The 21,500-nt window shown below is 38.6% G+C and carries 19 protein-coding genes, 1 tRNA gene and 1 pseudogene; 9 read left to right on the top strand and 12 right to left on the bottom strand.

Annotation, left to right across the window (positions count from 1 at the left end):
- Positions 1-21: 21 nt before the first annotated feature.
- From PVV64_RS00465 to PVV64_RS00445, 5 genes are all read right to left on the bottom strand, one after another.
- Positions 22-960 (bottom strand): prephenate/arogenate dehydrogenase family protein, encoded by a 939-nt coding sequence (locus PVV64_RS00465; RefSeq protein ID WP_273759125.1) that lies wholly within the window; start codon positions 958-960, stop codon positions 22-24.
- Positions 961-2,375: 1,415 nt separating this feature from the next.
- On the bottom strand, positions 2,376-3,416 hold the full coding sequence (holA, locus tag PVV64_RS00460) for a DNA polymerase III subunit delta (protein ID WP_273759124.1): 1,041 nt from the start codon (positions 3,414-3,416) through the stop codon (positions 2,376-2,378).
- Positions 3,417-3,420: 4 nt separating this feature from the next.
- Positions 3,421-4,215: an ABC transporter ATP-binding protein gene (locus PVV64_RS00455; protein ID WP_273759123.1), complete on the bottom strand. Its 795-nt coding sequence runs from the start codon at positions 4,213-4,215 to the stop codon at positions 3,421-3,423.
- Positions 4,208-5,104, bottom strand: a complete 897-nt coding sequence (locus PVV64_RS00450; RefSeq protein WP_273759121.1) for an ABC transporter permease — start codon at positions 5,102-5,104, stop codon at positions 4,208-4,210. Before PVV64_RS00450 ends, PVV64_RS00455 begins: the two co-directional genes overlap by 8 nt.
- Before the next feature lie 63 nt (positions 5,105-5,167).
- Positions 5,168-6,145, bottom strand: coding sequence for an ABC transporter substrate-binding protein (locus PVV64_RS00445; protein WP_273759119.1), 978 nt, complete (start codon positions 6,143-6,145; stop codon positions 5,168-5,170).
- A 193-nt stretch (positions 6,146-6,338) separates the two neighbouring features.
- Here PVV64_RS00445 and PVV64_RS00440 point away from each other — a divergent pair.
- A tRNA-Gly gene (locus PVV64_RS00440) sits at positions 6,339-6,413 on the top strand.
- Between the two features lie 1,524 nt (positions 6,414-7,937).
- Here PVV64_RS00440 and PVV64_RS00435 read toward each other — a convergent pair.
- Complete coding sequence (locus PVV64_RS00435; RefSeq protein WP_273759118.1) at positions 7,938-8,513, bottom strand: NAD(P)H-dependent oxidoreductase; 576 nt, start codon at positions 8,511-8,513, stop codon at positions 7,938-7,940.
- A 683-nt stretch (positions 8,514-9,196) separates the two neighbouring features.
- A complete protein-coding gene (thiD, locus tag PVV64_RS00430) occupies positions 9,197-10,060 on the bottom strand; it encodes a bifunctional hydroxymethylpyrimidine kinase/phosphomethylpyrimidine kinase (RefSeq protein ID WP_273759117.1) in 864 nt (287 codons plus the stop codon).
- A gap of 142 nt (positions 10,061-10,202) precedes the next feature.
- On the opposite strand from thiD, the gene PVV64_RS00425 reads away from it, so the two are divergent.
- The 3 genes from PVV64_RS00425 (at position 10,203) to PVV64_RS00415 (ending at position 13,806) form a co-directional block, all read left to right on the top strand.
- On the top strand, positions 10,203-11,003 hold the full coding sequence (locus tag PVV64_RS00425) for a lysophospholipid acyltransferase family protein (protein WP_273759116.1): 801 nt from the start codon (positions 10,203-10,205) through the stop codon (positions 11,001-11,003).
- Between the two features lie 629 nt (positions 11,004-11,632).
- Entirely contained in the window at positions 11,633-12,739 is a 1,107-nt protein-coding gene (locus PVV64_RS00420; protein WP_273759115.1) for a D-alanyl-D-alanine carboxypeptidase family protein, read from the top strand.
- A 5-nt stretch (positions 12,740-12,744) separates the two neighbouring features.
- Entirely contained in the window at positions 12,745-13,806 is a 1,062-nt protein-coding gene (locus PVV64_RS00415; RefSeq protein WP_273759114.1) for a GTP-binding protein, read from the top strand.
- 204 nt (positions 13,807-14,010) lie between these two features.
- Here the strand turns inward: PVV64_RS00415 and PVV64_RS00410 are convergent, their stop codons facing one another.
- The 5 genes from PVV64_RS00410 to PVV64_RS00390 all read right to left on the bottom strand — a co-directional run bounded on the left by PVV64_RS00410 (position 14,011) and on the right by PVV64_RS00390 (position 18,438).
- Positions 14,011-14,157 (bottom strand): DUF4102 domain-containing protein, encoded by a 147-nt coding sequence (locus PVV64_RS00410; RefSeq protein WP_273759112.1) that lies wholly within the window; start codon positions 14,155-14,157, stop codon positions 14,011-14,013.
- 1,355 nt (positions 14,158-15,512) lie between these two features.
- Positions 15,513-16,262, bottom strand: coding sequence for a murein L,D-transpeptidase family protein (locus PVV64_RS00405; RefSeq protein ID WP_273759111.1), 750 nt, complete (start codon positions 16,260-16,262; stop codon positions 15,513-15,515).
- 38 nt (positions 16,263-16,300) lie between these two features.
- Complete coding sequence (locus tag PVV64_RS00400) at positions 16,301-17,257, bottom strand: acetyl-CoA carboxylase carboxyltransferase subunit alpha (protein WP_273759110.1); 957 nt, start codon at positions 17,255-17,257, stop codon at positions 16,301-16,303.
- Between the two features lie 79 nt (positions 17,258-17,336).
- Positions 17,337-18,275 carry a site-specific tyrosine recombinase XerD gene (locus PVV64_RS00395; RefSeq protein ID WP_273759109.1) on the bottom strand — a complete coding sequence of 313 codons (939 nt, stop codon included), beginning with the start codon at positions 18,273-18,275 and terminating at the stop codon, positions 17,337-17,339.
- Positions 18,265-18,438, bottom strand: a complete 174-nt coding sequence (locus PVV64_RS00390) for a hypothetical protein (RefSeq protein ID WP_273719696.1) — start codon at positions 18,436-18,438, stop codon at positions 18,265-18,267. The genes PVV64_RS00395 and PVV64_RS00390 overlap by 11 nt, the downstream gene beginning before the upstream one ends.
- A gap of 100 nt (positions 18,439-18,538) precedes the next feature.
- Between PVV64_RS00390 and PVV64_RS00385 the strand changes: the two are divergent.
- From PVV64_RS00385 to PVV64_RS00365, 5 genes and pseudogenes are all read left to right on the top strand, one after another.
- Positions 18,539-19,172, top strand: a pseudogene (locus tag PVV64_RS00385) (shikimate kinase).
- A complete protein-coding gene (aroB, locus tag PVV64_RS00380; protein ID WP_273759108.1) occupies positions 19,147-20,280 on the top strand; it encodes a 3-dehydroquinate synthase in 1,134 nt (377 codons plus the stop codon). Before PVV64_RS00385 ends, aroB begins: the two are co-directional and overlap by 26 nt.
- A 259-nt stretch (positions 20,281-20,539) precedes the next feature.
- Positions 20,540-20,680: a hypothetical protein gene (locus PVV64_RS00375; RefSeq protein WP_273759107.1), complete on the top strand. Its 141-nt coding sequence runs from the start codon at positions 20,540-20,542 to the stop codon at positions 20,678-20,680.
- Between the two features lie 9 nt (positions 20,681-20,689).
- Positions 20,690-21,085: an MliC family protein gene (locus PVV64_RS00370; RefSeq protein WP_273759106.1), complete on the top strand. Its 396-nt coding sequence runs from the start codon at positions 20,690-20,692 to the stop codon at positions 21,083-21,085.
- 17 nt (positions 21,086-21,102) lie between these two features.
- Positions 21,103-21,495: an MliC family protein gene (locus PVV64_RS00365; RefSeq protein WP_273759105.1), complete on the top strand. Its 393-nt coding sequence runs from the start codon at positions 21,103-21,105 to the stop codon at positions 21,493-21,495.
- Positions 21,496-21,500 lie beyond the last annotated feature (5 nt).

Raw genomic sequence — 21,500 nt, 5'->3', positions numbered from 1 at the left:
GAAAAAAATCGACAAAAATCCTTACTTTTGTCCACCTTCTTTAGAAACACTGTGGCGCCCAAAATCGGGGGCATCAATTTCTTGCCCTGCATCAATAATACTGCGACGCACAGCACGTGTGCGTGTAAAAAAGTTAAACAATGTCTCACCATCTCCCAAACGAATTGCCTGTTCTAAAGAAGCAAGCCCTTCACTAAAACGGCTCAACATTTCTAAAATAGCATCCTTATTGTGCAAACAAATATCACGCCACATAACAGGATCAGAAGATGCCAAACGGGTAAAATCCCGAAAACCTGAAGCAGAATAAGCAATCACTTCTGAATTGGTGACCTTTTCTAAATCACTCGCTGTTCCAACAGTATTATAAGCAATCAAATGCGGCAAATGTGAAACAATAGCCAACACAAGATCATGATGTTTAGGTTCCATTTTTTCTACACGCGCACCACAAGCTTCCCAAAACGCTGTCAATTGCGCAACAGCCGTAGCATCACTTTCAGCAAAAGGTGTTAAAATACACCAGCGATTCATAAACAAATCTGCAAAACCAGCATCAGGTCCTGAATATTCTGTTCCAGCAATGGGGTGTCCTGGAATAAAATGAACAGTTTTGGGCAATAAAGGTGCCATTTCTGCAATAACCAACGCTTTTGTAGAACCAACATCACTCACAATTGCCCCAGGTTTTAAATGATCACCAATAGTTTTTGCCACCTCAGCACTTGCTCCAACAGGAACAGAAACAAGAACAAGATCTGCCCCTTCAACCGCTTTTGCATTATCGGTTGTATAAAAATCCCCAAGTTCCAATTCACGTGCTCTTTTCAATGTTTCTTGACGACGCGTTGCTATAGAAATCTGAGCAGCGAGATTTTTCTTTTTAATCACCCTTGCTAAAGAAGAACCGATAAGACCAATACCAATGAGAGCTATTTTTTCAAACCGAATATGGAGCATCTTTCACCTTTAAAGACTCTGTGAAAACGATCACAAAGTCATAATTTATCTGCCTGTTTTTTCAAGAGTTATCTACCAAACATTTTAAAAACCACAACCCAACAAAAGAACAAATAATGAGATCACGCGGCTACCTGATAATTCCCTGCGTAATCAACTAACAAATTACTTTTATCTGGAAAATGCTCCCCAAAATAGTAAGAAAAAATGGAACATCAAGCCCTAAAATCTGTCAATTCTTGCTAATAAACAGACACCATGACACAAATAGTTTCTTTTAAATTCTTGAGCAGAATAATAACCTCTCTCCATAAAACAGCATCTTTTTATTTCAAACCGAATAGGACGCATCTTTCACCTTTAAGACTCTATGAATACAGCCTCAAAGCCACAATTTGTCTGCAAATTCCCCAAAAATGTAAACAGAACTTACTTCTTTGCATAATGGTCCAATCTCCACCCACATTTGACCATAACAATTAATAAAATTTTTCAAATATAAAAAATTATACTCAATAAATCGTGTAAAATCACTATTTTAAGAGCATTTTTCTTTTCCCTAAGCCATCAATCAAGCCAATACGGAGAAAAATCCATTCTACCAACAAAGAAATTTTGCAAGCAATAACGTAACATTCTTGTGAGCAGACAAACGCATAAATAAAATCAACATTCACCTTTCAGCAAACCTACAAAAAACCCCTTTCCACAGCTCTCTTGTTTCCATCAAACAAATTATATGAATAATAGACACAACAAATTGATCTATAATACTATTTTGTTATCTTACAACCTCAATAAACACCCCTGAAAATGATAAGATTTTTTCATCTCAAACCTGTTATTCATGAATAATCACTCAGTTGCGCATCAAAAGCAAAATGAGCATGTGAATAAAACTAAAAAAGGTGTAAAAATGCCTCTTATGAAACTTTCAAACGCCAAGAGCTATCGCAATATTGCAGGCTAACAAATACAATGATGGTGCAGGCTTGCTCTTCATAAGCGTAAAGATGGCGGCGCTCAATGGCTTTATCGTTATATCAAACGCCATCGTAAAATGGGCTTGGTGCATTGAGAGAGATTTCATAAAAACAATTGCTATGAGTATGCACCGCAATGGCGTTTTGTCTACAGTGTTTTGTTTTCCGGCGCTCTGTGCTTAGTAAAAAAACATGCCTCTATGAAAAGACATGACCGTAGGCTTGAAAAAATCGCAAAGCTGAATGAAAAAATGAGAGAGAGGTTTTTAGCTTTACACCTTAATATCTTCTTAAATGAAGCTGCTTTCCCGTTTTTAATATCCCTCTGACAAATGAAAACCCCATCAAATCTCCCTATGAAAGTCCACTATCTTTCAAAAACAAATAAGCCTTATGAGAAAAAATTGTGAGTTTTCACAAAAACTGAGCATTTTAAGCAGCCATTTGGCGCCGTGCAACAATTGTAAGCCCTAGCAAAGCTTGACGAATGATAGCTTCACTCAAAAGCGGATTTTTACGGCTTTCTAAAACAGCAGTTTGAATTCTTTCCATAGCATAAGCAATATGTTCTAACTTCCAATATCTTAAAGCTTGCTCAACGACTTTTTTCCGCTGAAAAAAAATCGGAGGCCGAGCCTGAGCAACCACAACAGAAGGAGAGTTTCTTTCCACCTCCACTTGATAACGCAATAGCTGTAATTGCTGAAAATGCCTTTGTGCTGTACTTAAAATAAAAAAAACTGTCCCATTTTGTTTTGCATGTTGGTTAAAATGTGCCTCAAAATTTCTGATATCCCCCAATAAAAGCGCATCAACTACTTCATCGAGAGAAACAGCACTCACATTACTGACAACAGCTTTCACATCCTCAAGGGTAATATGTTTCTCTGAAGCATAAAGACAAAGCTTTTCTAATTCACTGCGAGAAACAAGACGATCCCCTCCCAAACTTTCATGTAACCACTTGCGCGCATCCAAAGCAATGGTCTTTTGAAAATAACTTAAAACCTCATCCATCAAAGCATCAAGAGAGCGAGCATCATCGGCAAAACAGGGCAAAGCCATCGCTTTTGATGCCGTTTCAATAACATTGCGTAAACCCGTTCCTTTTTTTAAATCCCCTGCTTCAATAAGAATAAAACTTTTTTCTGGTGGCTCCTCAATGAGAAGCTTCAAAGCCGTAAGAAAACCTTTTTGGTTTGCACCATTAGAAATCCATATTAAACGATCACCACCAAACAGCGATAAAGTACGCGCTTCATTTCCCAAACGAGCAGGATCTTTATCAATCTCAGCAGCATCCAAACGAATCGTTGAAAATGGATCATCTATTGCGACCTGTGTAAGCTTAGCAAAACGCTGTGCAGATTCACAAACAAGACCGCGATCTGGTCCATAAATGAGAACAATAGGAAAAGCACGTGAAAGACGCGTTAGAAACTGACCAACTTCATGCGCTTTTTTCTGAGCCAAAATATCAATCCATTAACAGTGCATCATCATCAAGAGCTTCCCCACGCACTTTTTGAAACATGCCAATTAAATCATTTACACCTAAGCCCTTACGCTCTTCTTGACAGACATCCAAAATCACTTTTCCGCCATGCAACATCAATGTACGATCTCCATGATCGAGAGCCTGACGCATAGAATGCGTTACCATAATAGTTGTTAATTTTTTCTCTTCAACGATTTTTTCAGTCAGTTGCATTACAAAATCGGCCATTCCAGGATCTAATGCTGAGGTATGTTCATCAAGCAATAAAACATCCGCATGAGCTAAAGTTGCCATCACAAGACAAACGGCTTGGCGTTGTCCCCCTGACAAACTGTCCATAGGATTATGAATATATGCCTCAAGACCAATGCCTAATTGAGCAATTTCATTTCGAAAAAATTGCCGTTTTTCATGATTCAAGGCTGAACGCAAACCACGGCGATTTCCTCGAAGAGCAGCAAGAGCCAAATTTTCTTCAATTGTTAAAGAACCACAGCTTCCCATTAATGAATCTTGAAAAACACAAGCGATCTTTCCCGCTCTCTCACTGATTGATTGCCTAGAAACATTTTGCCCATTGATGACCACTTTTCCTGTAGTGGGCAGAATTGCGCCAGCTAAAACACTAAGCAAAGTTGATTTACCAGCACCATTTGACCCAATAACGGTAACAAAACTACCCTGATCAATCTTGAGATTAATATCAATGAGAGCCTGTTTTTCTAATGGAGTTTGCGGTTTAAAAGTAACACTGACATGAGAAAACTCAATCATATTTACGCCCCCCCAAATAGCGCGGTACAACAAGGGCTGAAACAACGAGCAGCGCAGTGATTAACTGAAGATCTGTCGATGTATCAATACCAATGCCGTTTGCTTCAAAAGCAAATTGCACAGCAACACGATAAAGAACAGATCCAACAATACAGCTGAAAATAATCCAAAAAATACTGCGTGTACGAAAGAGGGTTTCCCCAATAATAACCGCCGCTAAACCGAAAACAATTGTACCAGCTCCACCAGTAATATCGGTAGCAATCGCAGTTTGAATATAAAGGGAACCGCCAAGCGCAACACAAGCATTGGAAAGCCCCATACCAAAATAAATCAACGCTGAGGTATGAACGCCTTGCGCGGTAGCCATCCGTGGATTAGCACCCATTGCGCGCATAGCAAGACCTATTTCACTTTCCAAAAAGCGCCAGACCAAAAATGCCACCACCAGCAAGACAGTACCAACAAAAAGAGGACGCACAAAAATATCAGGTAAACCAAACAGATTATAAAAAGGTGTTAAAGCCGTGTCAGAAAGCGCCAAATTAATATTAGAGCCTCCCATAATCCCCATAATACGAAGATTAACCGTATAGAGTGCCGACATTGTCAAAATAGAAGCCAAAAGGTTTAAAATGCCAAAACGCAAATTGAGCAAAGCTGTTACCAAACCTGCCACCATACCCGCACAAAAAGCGCATGCCATAGCAACCCACGCATTGAAACCTAAAAGAATCAATACACCACAAACACAGGATCCAAGAAGAAATGAACCATCAACCGTTAAATCCGGAAAATCCAAGACACGAAAGGAAAGATACACCCCTATAGCAACAAAAGCATAAATAAGGCCTAATTCCATAGCGCCAGAAAACGCAAACATACTCATCCAAAGATTGACCCCATAAAAATTAATGTACTTTCATTTTGTTCAGATGACATCAATGCAAGATCACTGAAGAACCTTCGTTGCGCGTTCTATCACTGTCTGTGGAATAACAATACCAACCTTTTGTGCTGCTTTCATATCAATTCTAATATCATTATTCGCCGCTTGCACAACATCAATATCGCCAGGCTTTTCACCCTTTAGAATACGCACAGCCAATTTTCCGGCTTCAACCCCTACATCATAGAAATTGACTCCCTGTGTCATAAAAGGACCACGTCCAATAGAATTAGCATCAACGGTAAAGAGAGGCGTATTTGTTTCCTGTGTAACTTGTACTGCACCTTCTAAAACAGAAAGAACCGTATTATCAGCAGGAACAAAAATGATATCCACTTTACCAGCTAAAGCCCGTGTTGCCGCTTGAATATCAGAAGGTTTAGGCGCTGATGACGGAATGATTTCAATTCCAGCTTTATCTGCTGCATCCCTTAACGCCTTCAATGTTGCAACAGAATTGGCTTCAGATGCGTTATAAAGAAAACCAATTTTTTTTAAATTTGGCTTTACTTCTTGCAAGAGTTTAATACTCCCCTCCACATCTATGCGATCAGAAGATCCCGTGACATTGCCACCAGGTTTGGTAAGTGAAGAGACTATTTTGGTTCCAATAGGATCAGAAATTGCAGCAAAAACAATGGGAATTGTTTTTGTTGCCGCAACCATTGTTTGTGCTGAAGGTGTGGTAATTGCTACGATAACATCGGGTTTATCACCAGCAAATTTACGTGCAATTTGCGTTGCAGTAGAAATATTGCCCTGTGCTGACAAAAAGGTCAGTTCAAAATTTTCACCCTGCTTATAACCATTTTCTGCCAACGCATCCACAACACCCTTGCGAACAGCATCCGCAGCAGGATGCGCCATAATTTGTGTAACTGCAACTTTAATATGTTTAACGTGATCATCTGCTTTTGCAAAACTATTCATGATAAAAACAGCTGCAATCAAAATCCCTAATATATTGACTCTTTTCAACATTCCACTCCGCCCCTTTTTTGCTTCAATGAAAGACGAGTTAAATTATTGAAAAGTCCTACCAAAATCAATCTTTATTTTTATTTTTGAAATATTTATAAAATAAATCAAACTGACATGTTATTTTTTTGTTGCAATTCGCTAAAGCCTAAGCCATACAAGCAGCGTCTGAAGCAAAAATGTTTCGAATCGGTGAGCGGGTGTAGCTCAGGGGTAGAGCACAACCTTGCCAAGGTTGGGGTCGTGGGTTCGAATCCCATCGCCCGCTCCATTTGACTTTTGCATTGGTAGACTCATTCTTACAAATTTTAATTTTTTAAGAACTGTTATTATCCGTAAGTTTTATATGATTTCTTTACATTGTCACCGTAACTTATCGGTGAGTTTCAGTGTAGCTTATCATGAGATTTTCTATATTTTGATACTTCCTTTTGCACCAATTTGTTTTTTCATAAAGATTTTCAAAGGGCTCTCAAAGGGTATTCAAAAATCTTTCAAAGCTTTTTCTCATTTTGCTCCCAAATTCCAATTTTATAAAACCTCTTTTGATATCAAAAATTATTAAAAACAATAAGTTAAAGATAATTCCGCCTCTTTCCACTTAGTCCAAAATTTAAGTACCAAATTACAGTTCCCTTGATGAATCTTTTTCTCTCCTTTAAAAGTCGCAATTGGTGATGATCAATCCCTTTGCTGAAATCGCGTTATTTAAGGAGTTTCCTGTATAAGATATCATGACCTCTTTTAGTGTAAATTGACTGAAGATTTATCTCCAACATATCTTGCATACGCCAAATCTTATTGCCCATCACCAAACTTCAAACTCAAGCAAATACACCACTTGTTTTTTTAGCTTTATGGTAACTTCTTTGGCGACATTACGGATAACCAGCACAATATCTGCTACGACAAGAGCTTAGCTGCTCTCTTTTGTGTATCAAAAAAACGCGTATTTAAACTAAATATACTAACCACCAACGACACTTTCAGTGTATAGGTAATTTTTCTCTCTTGAGTGATTACGCCTCATTCTTTTATAATTTTTGCTACCTCATCACATGATATTATTTTTTTAGCGCTTATTATATCAATCATAAATGCTGTCCTGCACATTTTCCGCATTGACTAAGCATACGCACTTCAATTTTTCTGAATTACTCTTTCTAAATCTCGTGCAAACAAACCTCCAGCGAAGCTTTAGAAAAACCTTGATTGACTTTTCTATTACCCATTTCATAAAAAATATTGAGTCTTAAAAAAGATACAAAAATCTCTCACTTACTATCTTCAAGAATCATAGCTTTAGTTTTTACATATAGTCTTTTACAGCATCCGATAGCTTTTGGCTTATCTCCTGATGAGTAAGCCAGCACCAACCATTTTGTGTTGTTTTTCGTCCTCATTGAACGGATATGAAATCCACCTTATTTTTGCGCGCGCAATCAACAATGCTTTTACCATGAGAATTGGAACCAAAAACATGAAGAATACACGGTGGTCTAGCCAAAAGAGCCAACCGCTCAAACAATGCGCAAGAAAATGTATGGGCAGACGAATGAACCCACAATATGCAATATTGTAATCCATGCCATTGTGCCACAGCTTTTAAAAATTATTCCGTGAAGCGGCACAATAATAATCCAACGGCACACACAGAGAGTTTTTTTGTAAAACCTCAAGCTGATTTTGATGAGAAAGAAAACACGCTGCAATAATCACTTTTTGCAGCTCTAGCGACTGACACAAGGGAGCAAGCATCCCCGTACCAGCAACCACTAAATAACGATATTGCGCATCATTTTTTATTATACCCCCCACCCTTTTGGTTTAAAAATGCGCACATTTCATCAGCAAGCCGCTCACAACGTTCCCGTACCTCTTTGCTTGTAACGTTCCATGTACGCCCCTCATCATCCGATGCAAAATCTTGCTTGGATGAAGCAATTTGACATTGTAGCGGATAACCATAAAGCGTACGTACCACCGGCAATAAATGCTCACACGGTTGTGCACATTTTTTTATTGTACTACCATGAGAAACAAGCCCAACCGGTTTGTTTAAGAAGGCATCATAGGCCAAATGATCAAGAGCATTTTTCAAAACACCTGAATAAGACCCTTGATAAAGGGGGCTCGCGAGAATAACGCCATCAGCTGCCGCAATTGTTTTAACAAACTGACGTACCGCAACACTTGGATGAGCCTCAACATTATGGTGATAATCTGGATCAGCGATCGGCAAAGGCTGTTCACGCAAATCCACCCAATGAAGCGATGCTCCCCGCATCAAAAGATAATCAGCCAAGCAACTGGCTACGGTTTTTGTTAACGATGGTTGACGTACGGACCCCAAAATAATTACAATATCCACCAAAATTCTCCCCTCTGTTTTCCCCCGATAAAGCCGACTAAATGTTTATAAATGATTGTAAATAAAAAAAGTGATAGAAACACACCATCTCTAACAATGCCAAGTGTGATTGCATAACAGAGTCTAAAATCGATCAATATTAACAATATTGTTAATAAAACAAAACTTAGAAAAGCACTTGAAAGTAAAATGATAATAATAGCTCTCATCAATGCTATAATTCTAAACGAAAAGAGAGAACCACTATCTTTATCGTCACAAAGAATATAGAGTTCCCAATAATCAAGAAAATTTCTTTCACTGTTTAGCTGTTTTTAAAGTGCATTTAAACTGTTTGTTTAATTTTTAAAAAATCTTTCAAAGGGAACTAACCTTTTTACAATCTCTGTAAAAATCTTCAACGACCTTCCAAATTTTTCTCTCTCACTTTTGCTCCCAAATTCTGCCCTTTACGATTTTTCATTCTTCTCTTGATTTTTAAGGTTCAAAGTCCACTTTAACAAAATTCTCCTTTAATGCTAAAAGTATATATAAAAACAATAACTTATAAAACATTACGCTTCTTCCCATTGCGTAAAAACCGCGTATCAAATGGCACTTGTTTTGATGTGTTTTTATGGAACTACAGACAATATAACGACAAAACACAAAACAGAACAGAAAACTTTTGTTTCGCAATTATTTCATACATCCTTCCATAATTCATAGAAATGGTGAAGAGGACCTCGTCCTTTCCCTACTTGCAAAGCCGTTGAAGCAGATAAGGCTCCATGCAAATAGTCCTTTGCTTGTCTAACCGCACAAAGCAAAGGTTGTGTTGGCAATAAAGCTGCAATTGCAGCGGAAATAGTACAACCCGTACCGTGATCATGAGTAGTCATGAGCCGCATAGCTTCAAGCATAACAAGCTCCTCACCATCACAATAAAGATCTGGACTAGAAGAAGCGTGATTTTCTGTACTTTCTTTAGCAAGAGTATTCAAATGTCCACCCTTCAACAGAACAGCATTACAACCAAGTGCCAAAAGCTGTGGAGCATAGTGGTACATAGCGTCTAACGACCATTGCACCTTACATCCTAACAACAAAGCTGCCTCCGGTAAATTTGGTGTAATCAAAGTTGCCATAGGAACAAGAACATCACGCATGATTTCAATCGTATCAGGCTGTAAAAGAACATCACCACTTTTTGCGACCATAACGGGATCAAAAATAATGAAGCGCGCTTTATGATAAGCAAGACGCTCTGCAATAACCTCAGCAATCTGAGCATTTGCCACCATACCAATTTTAACAGCATCAACATGAATATCCTCAAAAACGGCATCAATTTGATCAGCAACAAAAGAAGCATCCAAGGCTTGAAAAGCACGCACACCTTGCGTATTTTGTGCAACGACAGCTGTAACCACACTCATACCATAGGTTTTCATGGCTGAAAAAACCTTTAAATCCGCGTGCATTCCAGCGCCACCAGAAGGATCAGTCCCAGCAATAGATAAAATCCGTGGAATAAAAAATTTGTTTTGGTTTTCTTGTCGTTTCATCAACCTTTTTTCCTTATGTTGTTAAAGATCGGAAAATAGGTTTCCGAAAAGAGACTTTTGAAAAAATAGAAAGAAAGATGTTTTCTCGTATAAATTACGTTATATATCCAATCTTCTTATAAATATAAAATAGGAAAGTATAGTGCTCATCCTTCGTTCTCTTCTTTTTACCTTCGCTTTTTATACTACCACTTTTTTACAAATGATTCTTTACGCGCCCGTCTATTTTTTAATGCCACGCAAAAAAGCTTGGATTGTTCCCAAAACATGGGCGCGTGTCACTCTTTTTTTGCAAAAATACATTGCTGGTACAACCTATGAAATTGAAGGTTTAGAAAATCTTCCCAAAGGAGCTTATATCATCGCTCCAAAACATCAATCTGCATGGGAAACTTTTGGTCTTGTCCCTCACTTGGATGACCCCGCTCTAATTTTAAAACGTGAACTGACATGGATTCCTCTTTTTGGCTGGTACATGGCAAAAACACAAATTATCCCCATTAACCGAACAACACCTATTAAAGCCTTAAAAACCATCATACAAAAAGCCAAAGAAAAAGCAAAACAAGGACGCCAAATTTTGATCTTTCCCGAAGGAACGCGCCGACAACCCGGTCAGGAACCAAATTACAAATCAGGAATTGTTGCTCTCTACAATGAACTCGGCCTTCAAGTTGTTCCTATTGCCCACAATGCCGGTTTATATTGGCCACGAGGCAATTTTCGTCGCTATCCTGGAACAATTCGCGTTCGCATTCTTCCCCCTATAGAAGCCGGTTTAAGCAAACGCGATTTTCTAAACCAACTCGTTCAAAAAACAGAAACAGCTTGTGATGAACTGCTTTTATTAGCAGCGAAAGATCCTAGTCCTCCACCGCTACCCGCTTGTGCTATTAAAAAGCTTGAAAAACTAAAAAATCATGATCAACATATTGATTCATAAAATATTTATTTTTTTATATGAAGTTCAAAATACCAAATACAGGCGCATTTTCTATCTGACTCACCGAGAAGGATACATCCAAAAAGTTTGTTTACAGCTTATTTTACGAGAAAGAGCAATGTGTGAACAAAAATATTGTAAGTAATAATTAACTATACCTCTAATAAACTGTCTCAATACTAGAAAAGTTGCAATATGGGAAGTTGATAAGTAGAATATCACGATCATCTGTACATTTTAAGCAGAATATAAAAATGGTGATACTTAATAACTGTAGAGGACATATTTACAAGCTGCACTAAGAGATGGGGGAAGATGAAATGAAAGATCTCTTTAAAGAAAATGCATAGATAACCAGCACAATAGCCTACTCTTCTGCGATGAAGAACACCACCAACACAAGGTGAAGCTTTGCGCATGTCCGTTATCAAAAAGGTATTGCCCGAGGGGCTTTTTCAAGCTACGAAGTTGAAAACAAAGGGGAAAAATAAAGAATGATAATATTTCTATCTCAGCAGAACAACGCATACGGTATGAACCATCTTCCCTCTCTATCATAGAATTAAAAGTTTTGTACTAAATTAAAACAATTCTACGTCCCTGATAAGAAGGTATTGGATTTAAACTTAATGCAACGACTCTTCACAAATCTTTTTTTGTCATTCCTTTTAAGCTTGACAAGCACTCTTGCTTTGTCTGAGCCCTTTATATCTGTTGATGTTACAACGGGACGTATTTTAGCACACAATCAAGCTTTTGAGCGTTGGTATCCTGCTTCCTTAACAAAATTAATGACCGCTTATGTCATTTTCCGCGCCATGAATGCAGGGGAAATTTCACCCAACAAACAGATTACCATCAGCCAATATGCAGCAAAAGCCGCACCACATCGTTCAGGCTATAAAGCTGGTTCTGTCCTCACCCTTGACACAGCCTTAACCATTACTTTGACGACTTCCACCAATGATCTAGCCATTGCCATGAGTGAAGCGATTGCCGGTTCACAAGAAGCTTTTGTACAAAAAATGAATGCTGAAGCCCAACGTTTAAAAATGTTTGGTACACATTTTGCCAATGCAAGTGGATTACCAGATCCACAAAATTACTCCACAGCACGCGATATTGCTCTTTTAGCGATTCACATTCGTCGTGAATTTCCTCAATATGCTCATTATTTTTCTATTCCTGCGATTGATTTTGGTAACAAACGAAAAGTGCAGCCCAATTCAAACAACCTCATTGGTCGTTTTAATGGCATAGATGGCATGAAAACAGGCTTCATTTGTGCCTCTGGTTTTAATCTTGTTGCCTCCGCGACCCGCAAGAAACGCACAATTATTGCTGTCATTTTAGGAGCGAACAATGTAAGTGAAAGAGAAGAAAATGCCGCACATCTCCTCGAAACAGGTTTTTTACACGAAGGAACGCCCCAATTAACACTGGCAACACTAAAACCCTATGGTACAAAGAGAACACAAGTAAGCGATATGAAACAACAAATGTGCACCCCTGAAGCCATAAAAATGCATGCGAATTCTTATGACGATCAAGGAAAGATTATTTTTTCTTCGCCTTTTATTACTGATCCTCCCCCCTTTGTACTTCCTTTACAAGTGCGACTCATTAGTGCACCACAGGAACCTACAATCACAGTAAAACCGCTAAAAAAACTTTACATTCCGCATAAAAAACCAACAAACAGCTCTATAAAGAAGGCCGCAAACTACGGTCGATGATAAGCATGAAAATAAAGCGCATTCCCCTCACGCTTATTACCGGATTTTTAGGCTCTGGCAAAACAACGTTGCTTAACAAAATGCTACGCAATCCTCTTTTGGCTGATTGTGCTGTGATTATCAATGAATTTGGTGAAGTAAGCATTGACCATCTCTTGGTTGAAAAAACGACAGAAGGAATTATTGAACTTGCCAATGGTTGCTTATGCTGCAACTTACGCAGTAATCTTATCGATACATTAACTGATTTAGTAAATCGCGTTCAAACGGGCAATCTCAAGCAACTCAATCGCATCATCATTGAAACAACAGGGATGGCTGATCCTGCGCCTATTTTACAAGCTCTTTTAAGCCATCCATTGTTAATGCAAACATTATCGATTGAAACTGTTCTTGCAACATTTGATACCTTAAACACACTTTCCATACTCAAACGCTATCCCGAAATACACAAACAGTTAGCACTTGCTGACAAAATTATTCTCACCAAAACAGACCTTAACAATCCCAAACTGCTTTCAAATACACTGCTTAAGACACTCAAAACAATAAACCCTACAGCACAAATTATCGATGTCCACTCTAATGAATTCTGTTTAAATGCATTCATAAGCGAAACATTATGGGATGAAAAAGCAGAAAATACACAACTTCAACAAGGACGCCCCCTTACTTCCCATGATCATACGCACCACTCAACCATCCAAGCTTTTTCATTAGATTGTAAAGAGCCTATAGATTATGCAACCCTTCATAGTTTTTTAGATCTCCTAAACGACTTTTATGGCGCAAAAATACTACGTATTAAAGCAATTATCGCCTTGCATGACGACCCAAACCGCCCACTTGTTTTACACGGTATACAAACATTTTTTCACCCACCAATAAGACTTTCAGAATGGCCTAAAGGAATAATACAAACACGTTTTGTCATCATTGCCGACAATGTTGAAAAAGAAGCAATAGAGAAACTCTTCAATGCCTTTTTTAACAAGCCAGCAATAGATACTGCAGACAAAACCGCTATAATGGATAATCCCCTCATTATTCCAGGCATGAAATTTTAATCTTTACTCCCATCTTTAAGGAAGAAAAATCTTTAATGAAGAATAGAGATGCCTTTCAAACAAGCTCTTTCATATTGTGCCACAACCACGACAATACTATTTGATCTCTTTCTCATAAAAGACGAAATTTTTTGCTCCTTATCAATCCATAATCAGATTGGTTTCTCTCTTTATAGAAACATGCCTCTCACGAAAAAGAGAGCGCTACAAAACGCCATTATGTTGCTCATTCCCCGCTTTTTTCAAGGAATGCTCCTCAACCCAACCAATGCCCATTTCATGACAGAATTCAGAGATGGTATAATGGTAAATCCATGTTACACCACCATCTTTATGCGCATAAAGATGCAAGTCTACACCACCATATTATTTGCCAACTCCCAATATTGCAACAGCTCTTGGCACCATGAGAGCCTTCATATAATGATCACCTTACATCACCTCTCATTGCAAATTATCCCTTAACAGAAGATTTTCTTTTAAAACTGGAGAAAATTGCAAAAGAATGTCAAAACTTACCTTCAGAGTCAGAAACAGCTGAAACCGAAAACGATCCTAAAAGATATTCTCGCTCCTTTTTAAAATGTTTTTAGCCATACACCACCCCCAACGTGCAAGCAGACAACTTTAATTGATCCAATACAACAGAACTTAAGACCAGAAAAACTTACGGTATTTGGAGTTATAAAAGCTGAAAATATTGATTTATCATGACAAATCAACGTAATATTTTTTTAGAAAAATATACCTTGAGCTTTTACGTTTTGAACTTGCTTTTATATTTTAAAGGCAACATCTAAAAATTTCTCAGCGCGAAGAGAACCCAGTGTAGAAAGTTACCTCTTTGCTTGTGTGAGAAAAGCAAATGCAGAAAAAATCGCAATGACGCTTAATGATCACACTTTTAGCAGAGGGAAAATGTTTAAAACAGAGAGCAATGTTTAAGCACTTATGAAAGATCTGTTTCTCTTACAAGTAGTGGCATATTAAGAATATCACGTCCATGTAAACAGAACATTATTGTATGGCCAATTCACGTGCTTTTTAAAAAAGCGCGTGTTTCAATGTCTCAAACCGATTCCGTAGGCGCTTCCTATAATCCTATAATGATGAGAATGATCTAAAGGTAAATCCATTGTACACCACCATCTTTATCTGCATAAAAATGCAAACTAGTATCAGTATAGTTTTTCAATCAACCTGCTATAATCATTCTTGCATTTAAGAGAGTTTATAAGGAGAATTTTATTCTCTATCTTCAAGCGTTTTATCCACACACCAGCCTCATCTGTAATCGTTGAGCAAATAATTTAGAATGATTCAACATGAAAGAAATCTGAAATAAAAGAAGTTTACAGTATGATTATCTCTCATCCAAACTGCAAGACAATGAATGATTATAAATCAATCTCTTGACCTTGAATAGATTTCTCCTGCCAATCACTTATGTCATTGACTTCACAGATTCACCGGATAAGCTTACCCAAAATATTTGGCTTGATCCATATGCTGTTTCGCTTATTTTATGCAAAAAAACAATCTCATACATAACATGGTCTTTTTCAGATGCGTGAACACACCTTCTATCACCATACTGAAAAACAATATTTTACAGCATGAGTGATACAAGGAATAAAGCATTCCAAAGAAGCAAAAAGATCTTTTTACCTCTTTGGAAAGATATCCATGTTACGAGAAGATGATACTCAGGGCGTTAGAGCACTTGAATTTTTATTAAGTCCACGATTGAAAACATAGCGTTTTTCATAAACCTCAACCGTTGGGGGAGTACGATTTTCTTCAAAAAAATCATAGCCTTCCTTCAGCATAACCCAAAATTGATAATGAGGATCAGACTTATGGCGAGCCATATTAGCATCGGTCATGCGGAAAGGAAAAGCCTGCAATTGAAATTCTCTTTGTCCACCTCTAAAAGCATCCCGTGCAAAGGCATAAATCTGTGCCATATTCTTATCACTCATGGAATAGCAACCAGCGGAAAAGCAAGAACCATGCACCATAAGATTGCTTCCTGTTCGTCCATGGGCTTGATCATAGAGGTTGGGAAATCCTATATTAAAAGAAAGATAATATTTTGAATAAGGATTCATTTGACTTGCACTAATGGTATAAAAACCCTCCGGTGTTTGTAAATCCCCTTCCTTATATTTAGGTCCAAGCTGACCAGACCACTTGCAAATACCGTAACGCGCCATCAGCACAAAAGGCCCTGAACGAGACTGCTTCCAAATTTCAGCGACATTTTCTTGCTTAAAAAACCGCATCATAATTGGCGCATAAGGATCGATATCATACAAAACCATTCTATTTTGAATTTCTTGAGGAAGAGGCTGTTCAACTTTAGCGCGAATAGACGATGGCAATCTCCCCTCACATGCCGTTAATATTCCGATTGCAAACAACACACACACAGCAAGGAATCTGTTAAATATCATCGAATAAAACTCCAATCCATCCCCTCATAAAAAATGACTTATGTTAAAGATCGACCAATCTGAAGATATTTTTCCCAACGCTCTTTTTTAAGAGCTTCACCATCTTTTCCAGCCATATCCTTTAAAGCCTCTGCAATAACTTCGCCTGTTGCATCAATCACAGTTTCCTTACCTCGATGCGCTCCTCCCAAAGGCTCCGGAATAATGCCATCAATAATTTTAAACCGATATAAATCTTGCGCCGTAATACGCATATTCATTGCAGCATCTTTTGCCCGCGTTGGATCGCGCCATAAAATAGAAGCTGCGCCTTCTGGAGAAATAACAGAATAAATCGCATGTTCTAACATATAAACTTTGTTAGCAGCAGCAATTGCGATTGCTCCCCCTGAACCACCTTCTCCAATAACGACTGAAACAACAGGCACTTTTAGGCGCAAAGTTGCCGCTGTTGATTGGGCAATTGCTTCTGCTTGACCGCGTTCTTCAGCGCTCACACCAGGATAAGCACCTGCCGTATCAACAAAAGTAAGGAGTGGCAAACCAAAGCGGTCAGCCATTTCCATAATACGTACGGCTTTGCGATAACCTTCTGGACGAGCAGAACCGAAATTATAGCGCAAACGCGTTTGCGTATCATGACCTTTCTCTTGGCCTATGTAAGCAACTGCTTCCCCTCTAAAGCGTGCGAATCCGGCTTGTATAGCTTCATCTTCAGCAAATTTTCGGTCTCCTGCCAAAGGTGTCACATCGCTTAGCAAACGCGCAGAATAATCCATAAAATGGGGACGATCCGGATGGCGAGCCACTTGTGTTTTTTGCCATGGCGATAACTTTTTATAAATATCGCGCAATGCCGTTTGAGAACGCACTTCAAGGCGTGCAATCTCATCACTCATATCAAGACTGCCTTCTTCTTGAGAAATTTGTTTTAATTCAAGAATTTTTCCATCGAGATCAGCAACTGGTTTTTCAAAATCAAGATAATTATACATTGGTACCCAACTTATTTGGTGTCACTTATACACTTATAATCCGTTTTATAAAGTGTTTTTCAAAAACATCACCTTATTCTTATTGAGCCTTCTGCTCATCAGCAAGAGGATGATGCTCATTAACGAGACGATAAAGCCCTGCTTCCAATACATGGGTATAAATCTGAGTGGTCGCAATATCAGAATGACCCAACAAATGTTGAACAGCACGCAAATCAGCACCATTTTGCAAGAGATGACTAGCAAAAGCATGGCGCAACACATGGGGAGAAAAGTGGTCACTTTTTATTCCTGCTCTTGTAGCGAGACTTTTCAACTCCCGTGCCACAACTTGTCGAGCAATATACCCTGTCTGTGAATGGGCAGGAAAAAGATAAGGGCTTTTTGCATCTTTTCCCTGATCACGCAAGTTCAACCACTGCGAAAGAACTTGGCAAGCTTTTTTTGATAACAGCACCATTCGTTCTTTTTTACCCTTACCACGAACTAAAAAACTATATCCTTTTCCCCGAACAGCCTGTACTGGAAGACTTACCAATTCACTAATACGCAGTCCTGTTGCATAAAGCATTTCAATCAACAACTGAAGACGCAATGCACGCAAATATTCTTTTGATCCCTCATCTGCTTGAACAACTTCTCTTTGCGCCAAATCAAGCAATTTCATTACCATATCTTCACTGATAATTTTTGGTAAAGAACGCCCCTGACGAGGTGCATCAATATCATGGGAAGGATCATCTTCTCTCAATCCTTCCGAATAAAGAAATTGATAAAATTGACGCAAAGTCGATAAACGACGTGCTTGTGAAGACGCTGCACAACCAAGAGTGTGCATAAGTGATAAAAGACCAATCAAATCTTCTTTTTGCGCTGAAAAAAGTGACACAGTGTGTGAAGACAACACACCCTCTGCCCATTGCAAATCATGTTGATAAGCCGCAAGTGTATGGTCACAAGCGCCTCGTTCAGCACTCATCATTTCAAGAAAACGATCTATTATGGTATCACTTTTCATTACCTTGATCCCCTTTTGAAGAAAGATTGAGTGAATCCAAAGGGACATCAACATACATATCCACAGTTACGGGTTTAACAAACACAACAAGAGCAACCATGATACTAAAAAGAATAACAAAGGAAATAAAAAGAATCATTAAAAATCTGGTCAATGTTGGCATAAGGCAATAAACTTTCTCCAGAACCATTCCATCGGTTGAATTATGCCTTACAAAGATTAACAGGAATTGACTTTAATGCAGATAAATGTCGAAATAAATTATGGAAAATAATCGACCAAAACATATCCCGATGACACAGATAAAGAGCCAGCTCTTATCATCCCTTGATAAACGCGCCCTTGTCTTTGTTGGTTTGATGGGTGCAGGCAAATCAGTCATCGGCAAACGCGTTGCCACCATGCTTCATTTGCCGTTTTATGATTCTGATCAGGAAATCGAAAAAGCTTCAAAAATGACCATCACCGAACTTTTTAAAGTTTATGGTGAATCAGAATTTCGCGCTCTTGAACAGCGTGTTATTCTCAATCTTATCAAAAAAAGTCCTCTTGTTTTAGCAACCGGTGGTGGTGCCTACATAAATCAAGACATCCGAAAAGCGATTCACCAAAAGGGTATATCTATCTGGCTCAAAGCCGACCTTGATATCCTCATGCAACGTGTTTCAAAGCGCAAAACGCGACCACTTCTCCAAACAGCAAACCCTAAAGAAACCATGCAAAAACTCATGGAACAGCGTTATCCTATTTATGCAAAAGCAAACTTAACAATTAATACGCATAAAGAAAGTCGTCTTACCGTCGCAAAAAATGTCATACGATCTGTACAGCACTACCTCGATAGAAAAAAACAACCATAGGAACAACAAGCATGCAAACCAAAACCGTTACTGTTAAGCTGGATAAACATTGTTACGATATCATCATTGGATCAAATCTCATTGCACAAGCAGCTCTGCAGATTAAACATTCTCTCCACCAAACAGATTCTCATCCAATACGTTTGGCAATTGTTACAGATACAAATGTTGCATCCCTCCATTTAGAGACATTACAGAAAGAATTAACAAAAAATAAAATTCATACCGTTCCAATTGTTGTAGAAGCAGGAGAACAATCAAAATCCTTTTCAACCCTGCAAAGCGTCATTGATAAAATTCTTGCGGCACGTTTAGAGAGAGGTGACTGCGTTATTGCTTTTGGTGGTGGTGTCATTGGCGACTTGGCAGGATTTGCCGCAAGTATTATCCGCCGCGGTATGAACTTCATTCAAATACCCACAACACTGCTTGCACAAATTGACTCCTCTGTTGGAGGAAAAACAGGTATTAATAGCCAATATGGTAAAAATCTCATTGGCACTTTTTATCAACCACGATGCGTTATTGCTGACACTTGTATCCTTGACACATTGCCGCCGCGTCACTTTCGCGCTGGTTATGCGGAAATGGTCAAATATGGTCTTATTAACCAGCCTGATTTCTTTGCATGGCTTGAAAAAAATGGACAAAAAGTTTTCTCCAATGGCTCTATGCGAACAGAGGCCATTGTCCGCTCATGCCAATTTAAAGCAGACATTGTCGCGCGTGATGAATATGAAACGGGAGAACGCGCACTCTTAAATCTTGGTCATACATTTGGACACATGCTTGAAACAGCAACCGCTTATGACTCAAACCGTTTAATCCATGGTGAAGCTGTAGCAATTGGGATGATTCTAGCGCATCAATTTTCCGCACAACTGAATTTAATAGATGCCGCACTCACACAGCGCATTGAAGCCCATTTTAAAGCTGTAGGATTGCCTACACAACTAAAAGACATTGCAGGTACACTCCCAGATGCTGAAACACTGATGTCTTTTATTGCTCAAGATAAAAAAGTTTCGCAAAACAACTTAACGTTCATCTTAACACGCGGACTTGGACAATCATTTATTGCAAAAAATGTTCCATCAAATGCAGTTTTAACCTTTTTGGAACAAAAATTAACGGAAATTCGTTAATTCATATTGAATATAATTGATTCGTTTTTATACTTCTATTAAAGAAAGAGATATGATGATGTCTGCGTAGCTCAGTAGGATAGAGCACAGGATTCCTAAAGAAATTGGGCGCCTTAAGGAGAAATCCTCAAAGTGGATCTGCTCAAATTCGGGGAAAGCTTCATGGGAAACCATATGCCAATCCCGAGCCAAGCCTCTCTATTATAAGGGGAGGAAGGTGTAGAGACTGAACGGGCAGCACCTAAAAGGCATAAGCTTTATGGTGAAGAGACAGTCCAGACCACAAACAGCTTTTAACGCTGGCGGTGAAAATCGAAGTGGTATGAATCCTGGGGTCGCAGGTTCGAATCCTGCCGTGGACACCATCATATCAATCAAATCATTCTGTCGTGCAATATAGGGAAGCATTATGAAAAAAACTCTACATATTTTAGGATTTTTGGCCGCTTCAAGTGTATCACTTTTTAGTTCAAGCAATGTCTTTGCTGGCTCTATAATCCTTGAGATACCAGATAATCCAGAGCCAACAACACAAAAAGTAACCTATCAATGTGATACAGGAATAAGTAAAGAACGGGTTGAAGCAACCTATCACAACGCTGAAAATATTTCGTTGGTTGATTTCAAATGGAAAGGTGATCGCGTTATTGCTGCTAATGTTATCGCTGCATCTGGAGTAAAATATGCGGGAGCCCAGTATATCTGGTGGGAAAAGAACAAAGAAGTAACACTCTATGATCTCGTAGACGATCCAGAACAGAATAAACCTATCCTTTGTAAAGATGAATCAACATTATTATTCTAAAGAATGAAAGGAATATTATGAACAAAACTTCTTTTACGCCACGGTTTTTTACCGCTTTAAGTCTATTATTCTGTAGTTCAATCAATGCGTTAGCAGGTTCTTTAGTCATTGAGGTCCCAGATGATCCGGCACCAACGACAGAAATTGCTACCTATCAATGCGATATGGGAAAAAATAAAGAGGCTATTGAAGCAACCTATTACACTGCTGGTAATATTGCGCTTGTTGATTTCAAATGGAAAGGAAAGCGTATTGTTGGTTCCAATGTTATTGCTGCTTCTGGAGCAAAATATGTAAGCGGACAGTATGTATGGTGGACAACAAAAGATGAAGCTTTATTTTATGATCTCATCAATGATCCAAAAGAAGAAAATCCAATTCGCTGTGTAGAAGAACAAAGCGCGCAATAAAATAG

The sequence above is a fragment of the Bartonella sp. ML70XJBT.G genome (assembly GCF_028618575.1).
Lineage (GTDB): Bacteria > Pseudomonadota > Alphaproteobacteria > Rhizobiales > Rhizobiaceae > Bartonella.
This window is presented reverse-complemented; position numbering and strand designations above follow the sequence as displayed.

Coding starts and splice junctions, on each gene's coding strand:
- PVV64_RS00395 (WP_273759109.1), bottom strand. CDS start 18,275: ATGAAAAGTGATACCATAATAGATCGTTTTCTTGAAATGATGAGTGCT.
- thiD (WP_273759117.1), bottom strand. CDS start 10,060: ATGAAACGACAAGAAAACCAAAACAAATTTTTTATTCCACGGATTTTA.
- PVV64_RS00450 (WP_273759121.1), bottom strand. CDS start 5,104: ATGAGTATGTTTGCGTTTTCTGGCGCTATGGAATTAGGCCTTATTTAT.
- PVV64_RS00375 (WP_273759107.1), top strand. CDS start 20,540: ATGGTGAAGAGACAGTCCAGACCACAAACAGCTTTTAACGCTGGCGGT.
- PVV64_RS00405 (WP_273759111.1), bottom strand. CDS start 16,262: ATGATATTTAACAGATTCCTTGCTGTGTGTGTGTTGTTTGCAATCGGA.
- PVV64_RS00390 (WP_273719696.1), bottom strand. CDS start 18,438: ATGCCAACATTGACCAGATTTTTAATGATTCTTTTTATTTCCTTTGTT.
- PVV64_RS00445 (WP_273759119.1), bottom strand. CDS start 6,145: ATGTTGAAAAGAGTCAATATATTAGGGATTTTGATTGCAGCTGTTTTT.
- PVV64_RS00465 (WP_273759125.1), bottom strand. CDS start 960: ATGCTCCATATTCGGTTTGAAAAAATAGCTCTCATTGGTATTGGTCTT.
- PVV64_RS00400 (WP_273759110.1), bottom strand. CDS start 17,257: ATGTATAATTATCTTGATTTTGAAAAACCAGTTGCTGATCTCGATGGA.
- PVV64_RS00370 (WP_273759106.1), top strand. CDS start 20,690: ATGAAAAAAACTCTACATATTTTAGGATTTTTGGCCGCTTCAAGTGTA.
- PVV64_RS00365 (WP_273759105.1), top strand. CDS start 21,103: ATGAACAAAACTTCTTTTACGCCACGGTTTTTTACCGCTTTAAGTCTA.
- aroB (WP_273759108.1), top strand. CDS start 19,147: ATGCAAACCAAAACCGTTACTGTTAAGCTGGATAAACATTGTTACGAT.
- PVV64_RS00420 (WP_273759115.1), top strand. CDS start 11,633: ATGCAACGACTCTTCACAAATCTTTTTTTGTCATTCCTTTTAAGCTTG.
- PVV64_RS00415 (WP_273759114.1), top strand. CDS start 12,745: ATGAAAATAAAGCGCATTCCCCTCACGCTTATTACCGGATTTTTAGGC.
- PVV64_RS00455 (WP_273759123.1), bottom strand. CDS start 4,215: ATGATTGAGTTTTCTCATGTCAGTGTTACTTTTAAACCGCAAACTCCA.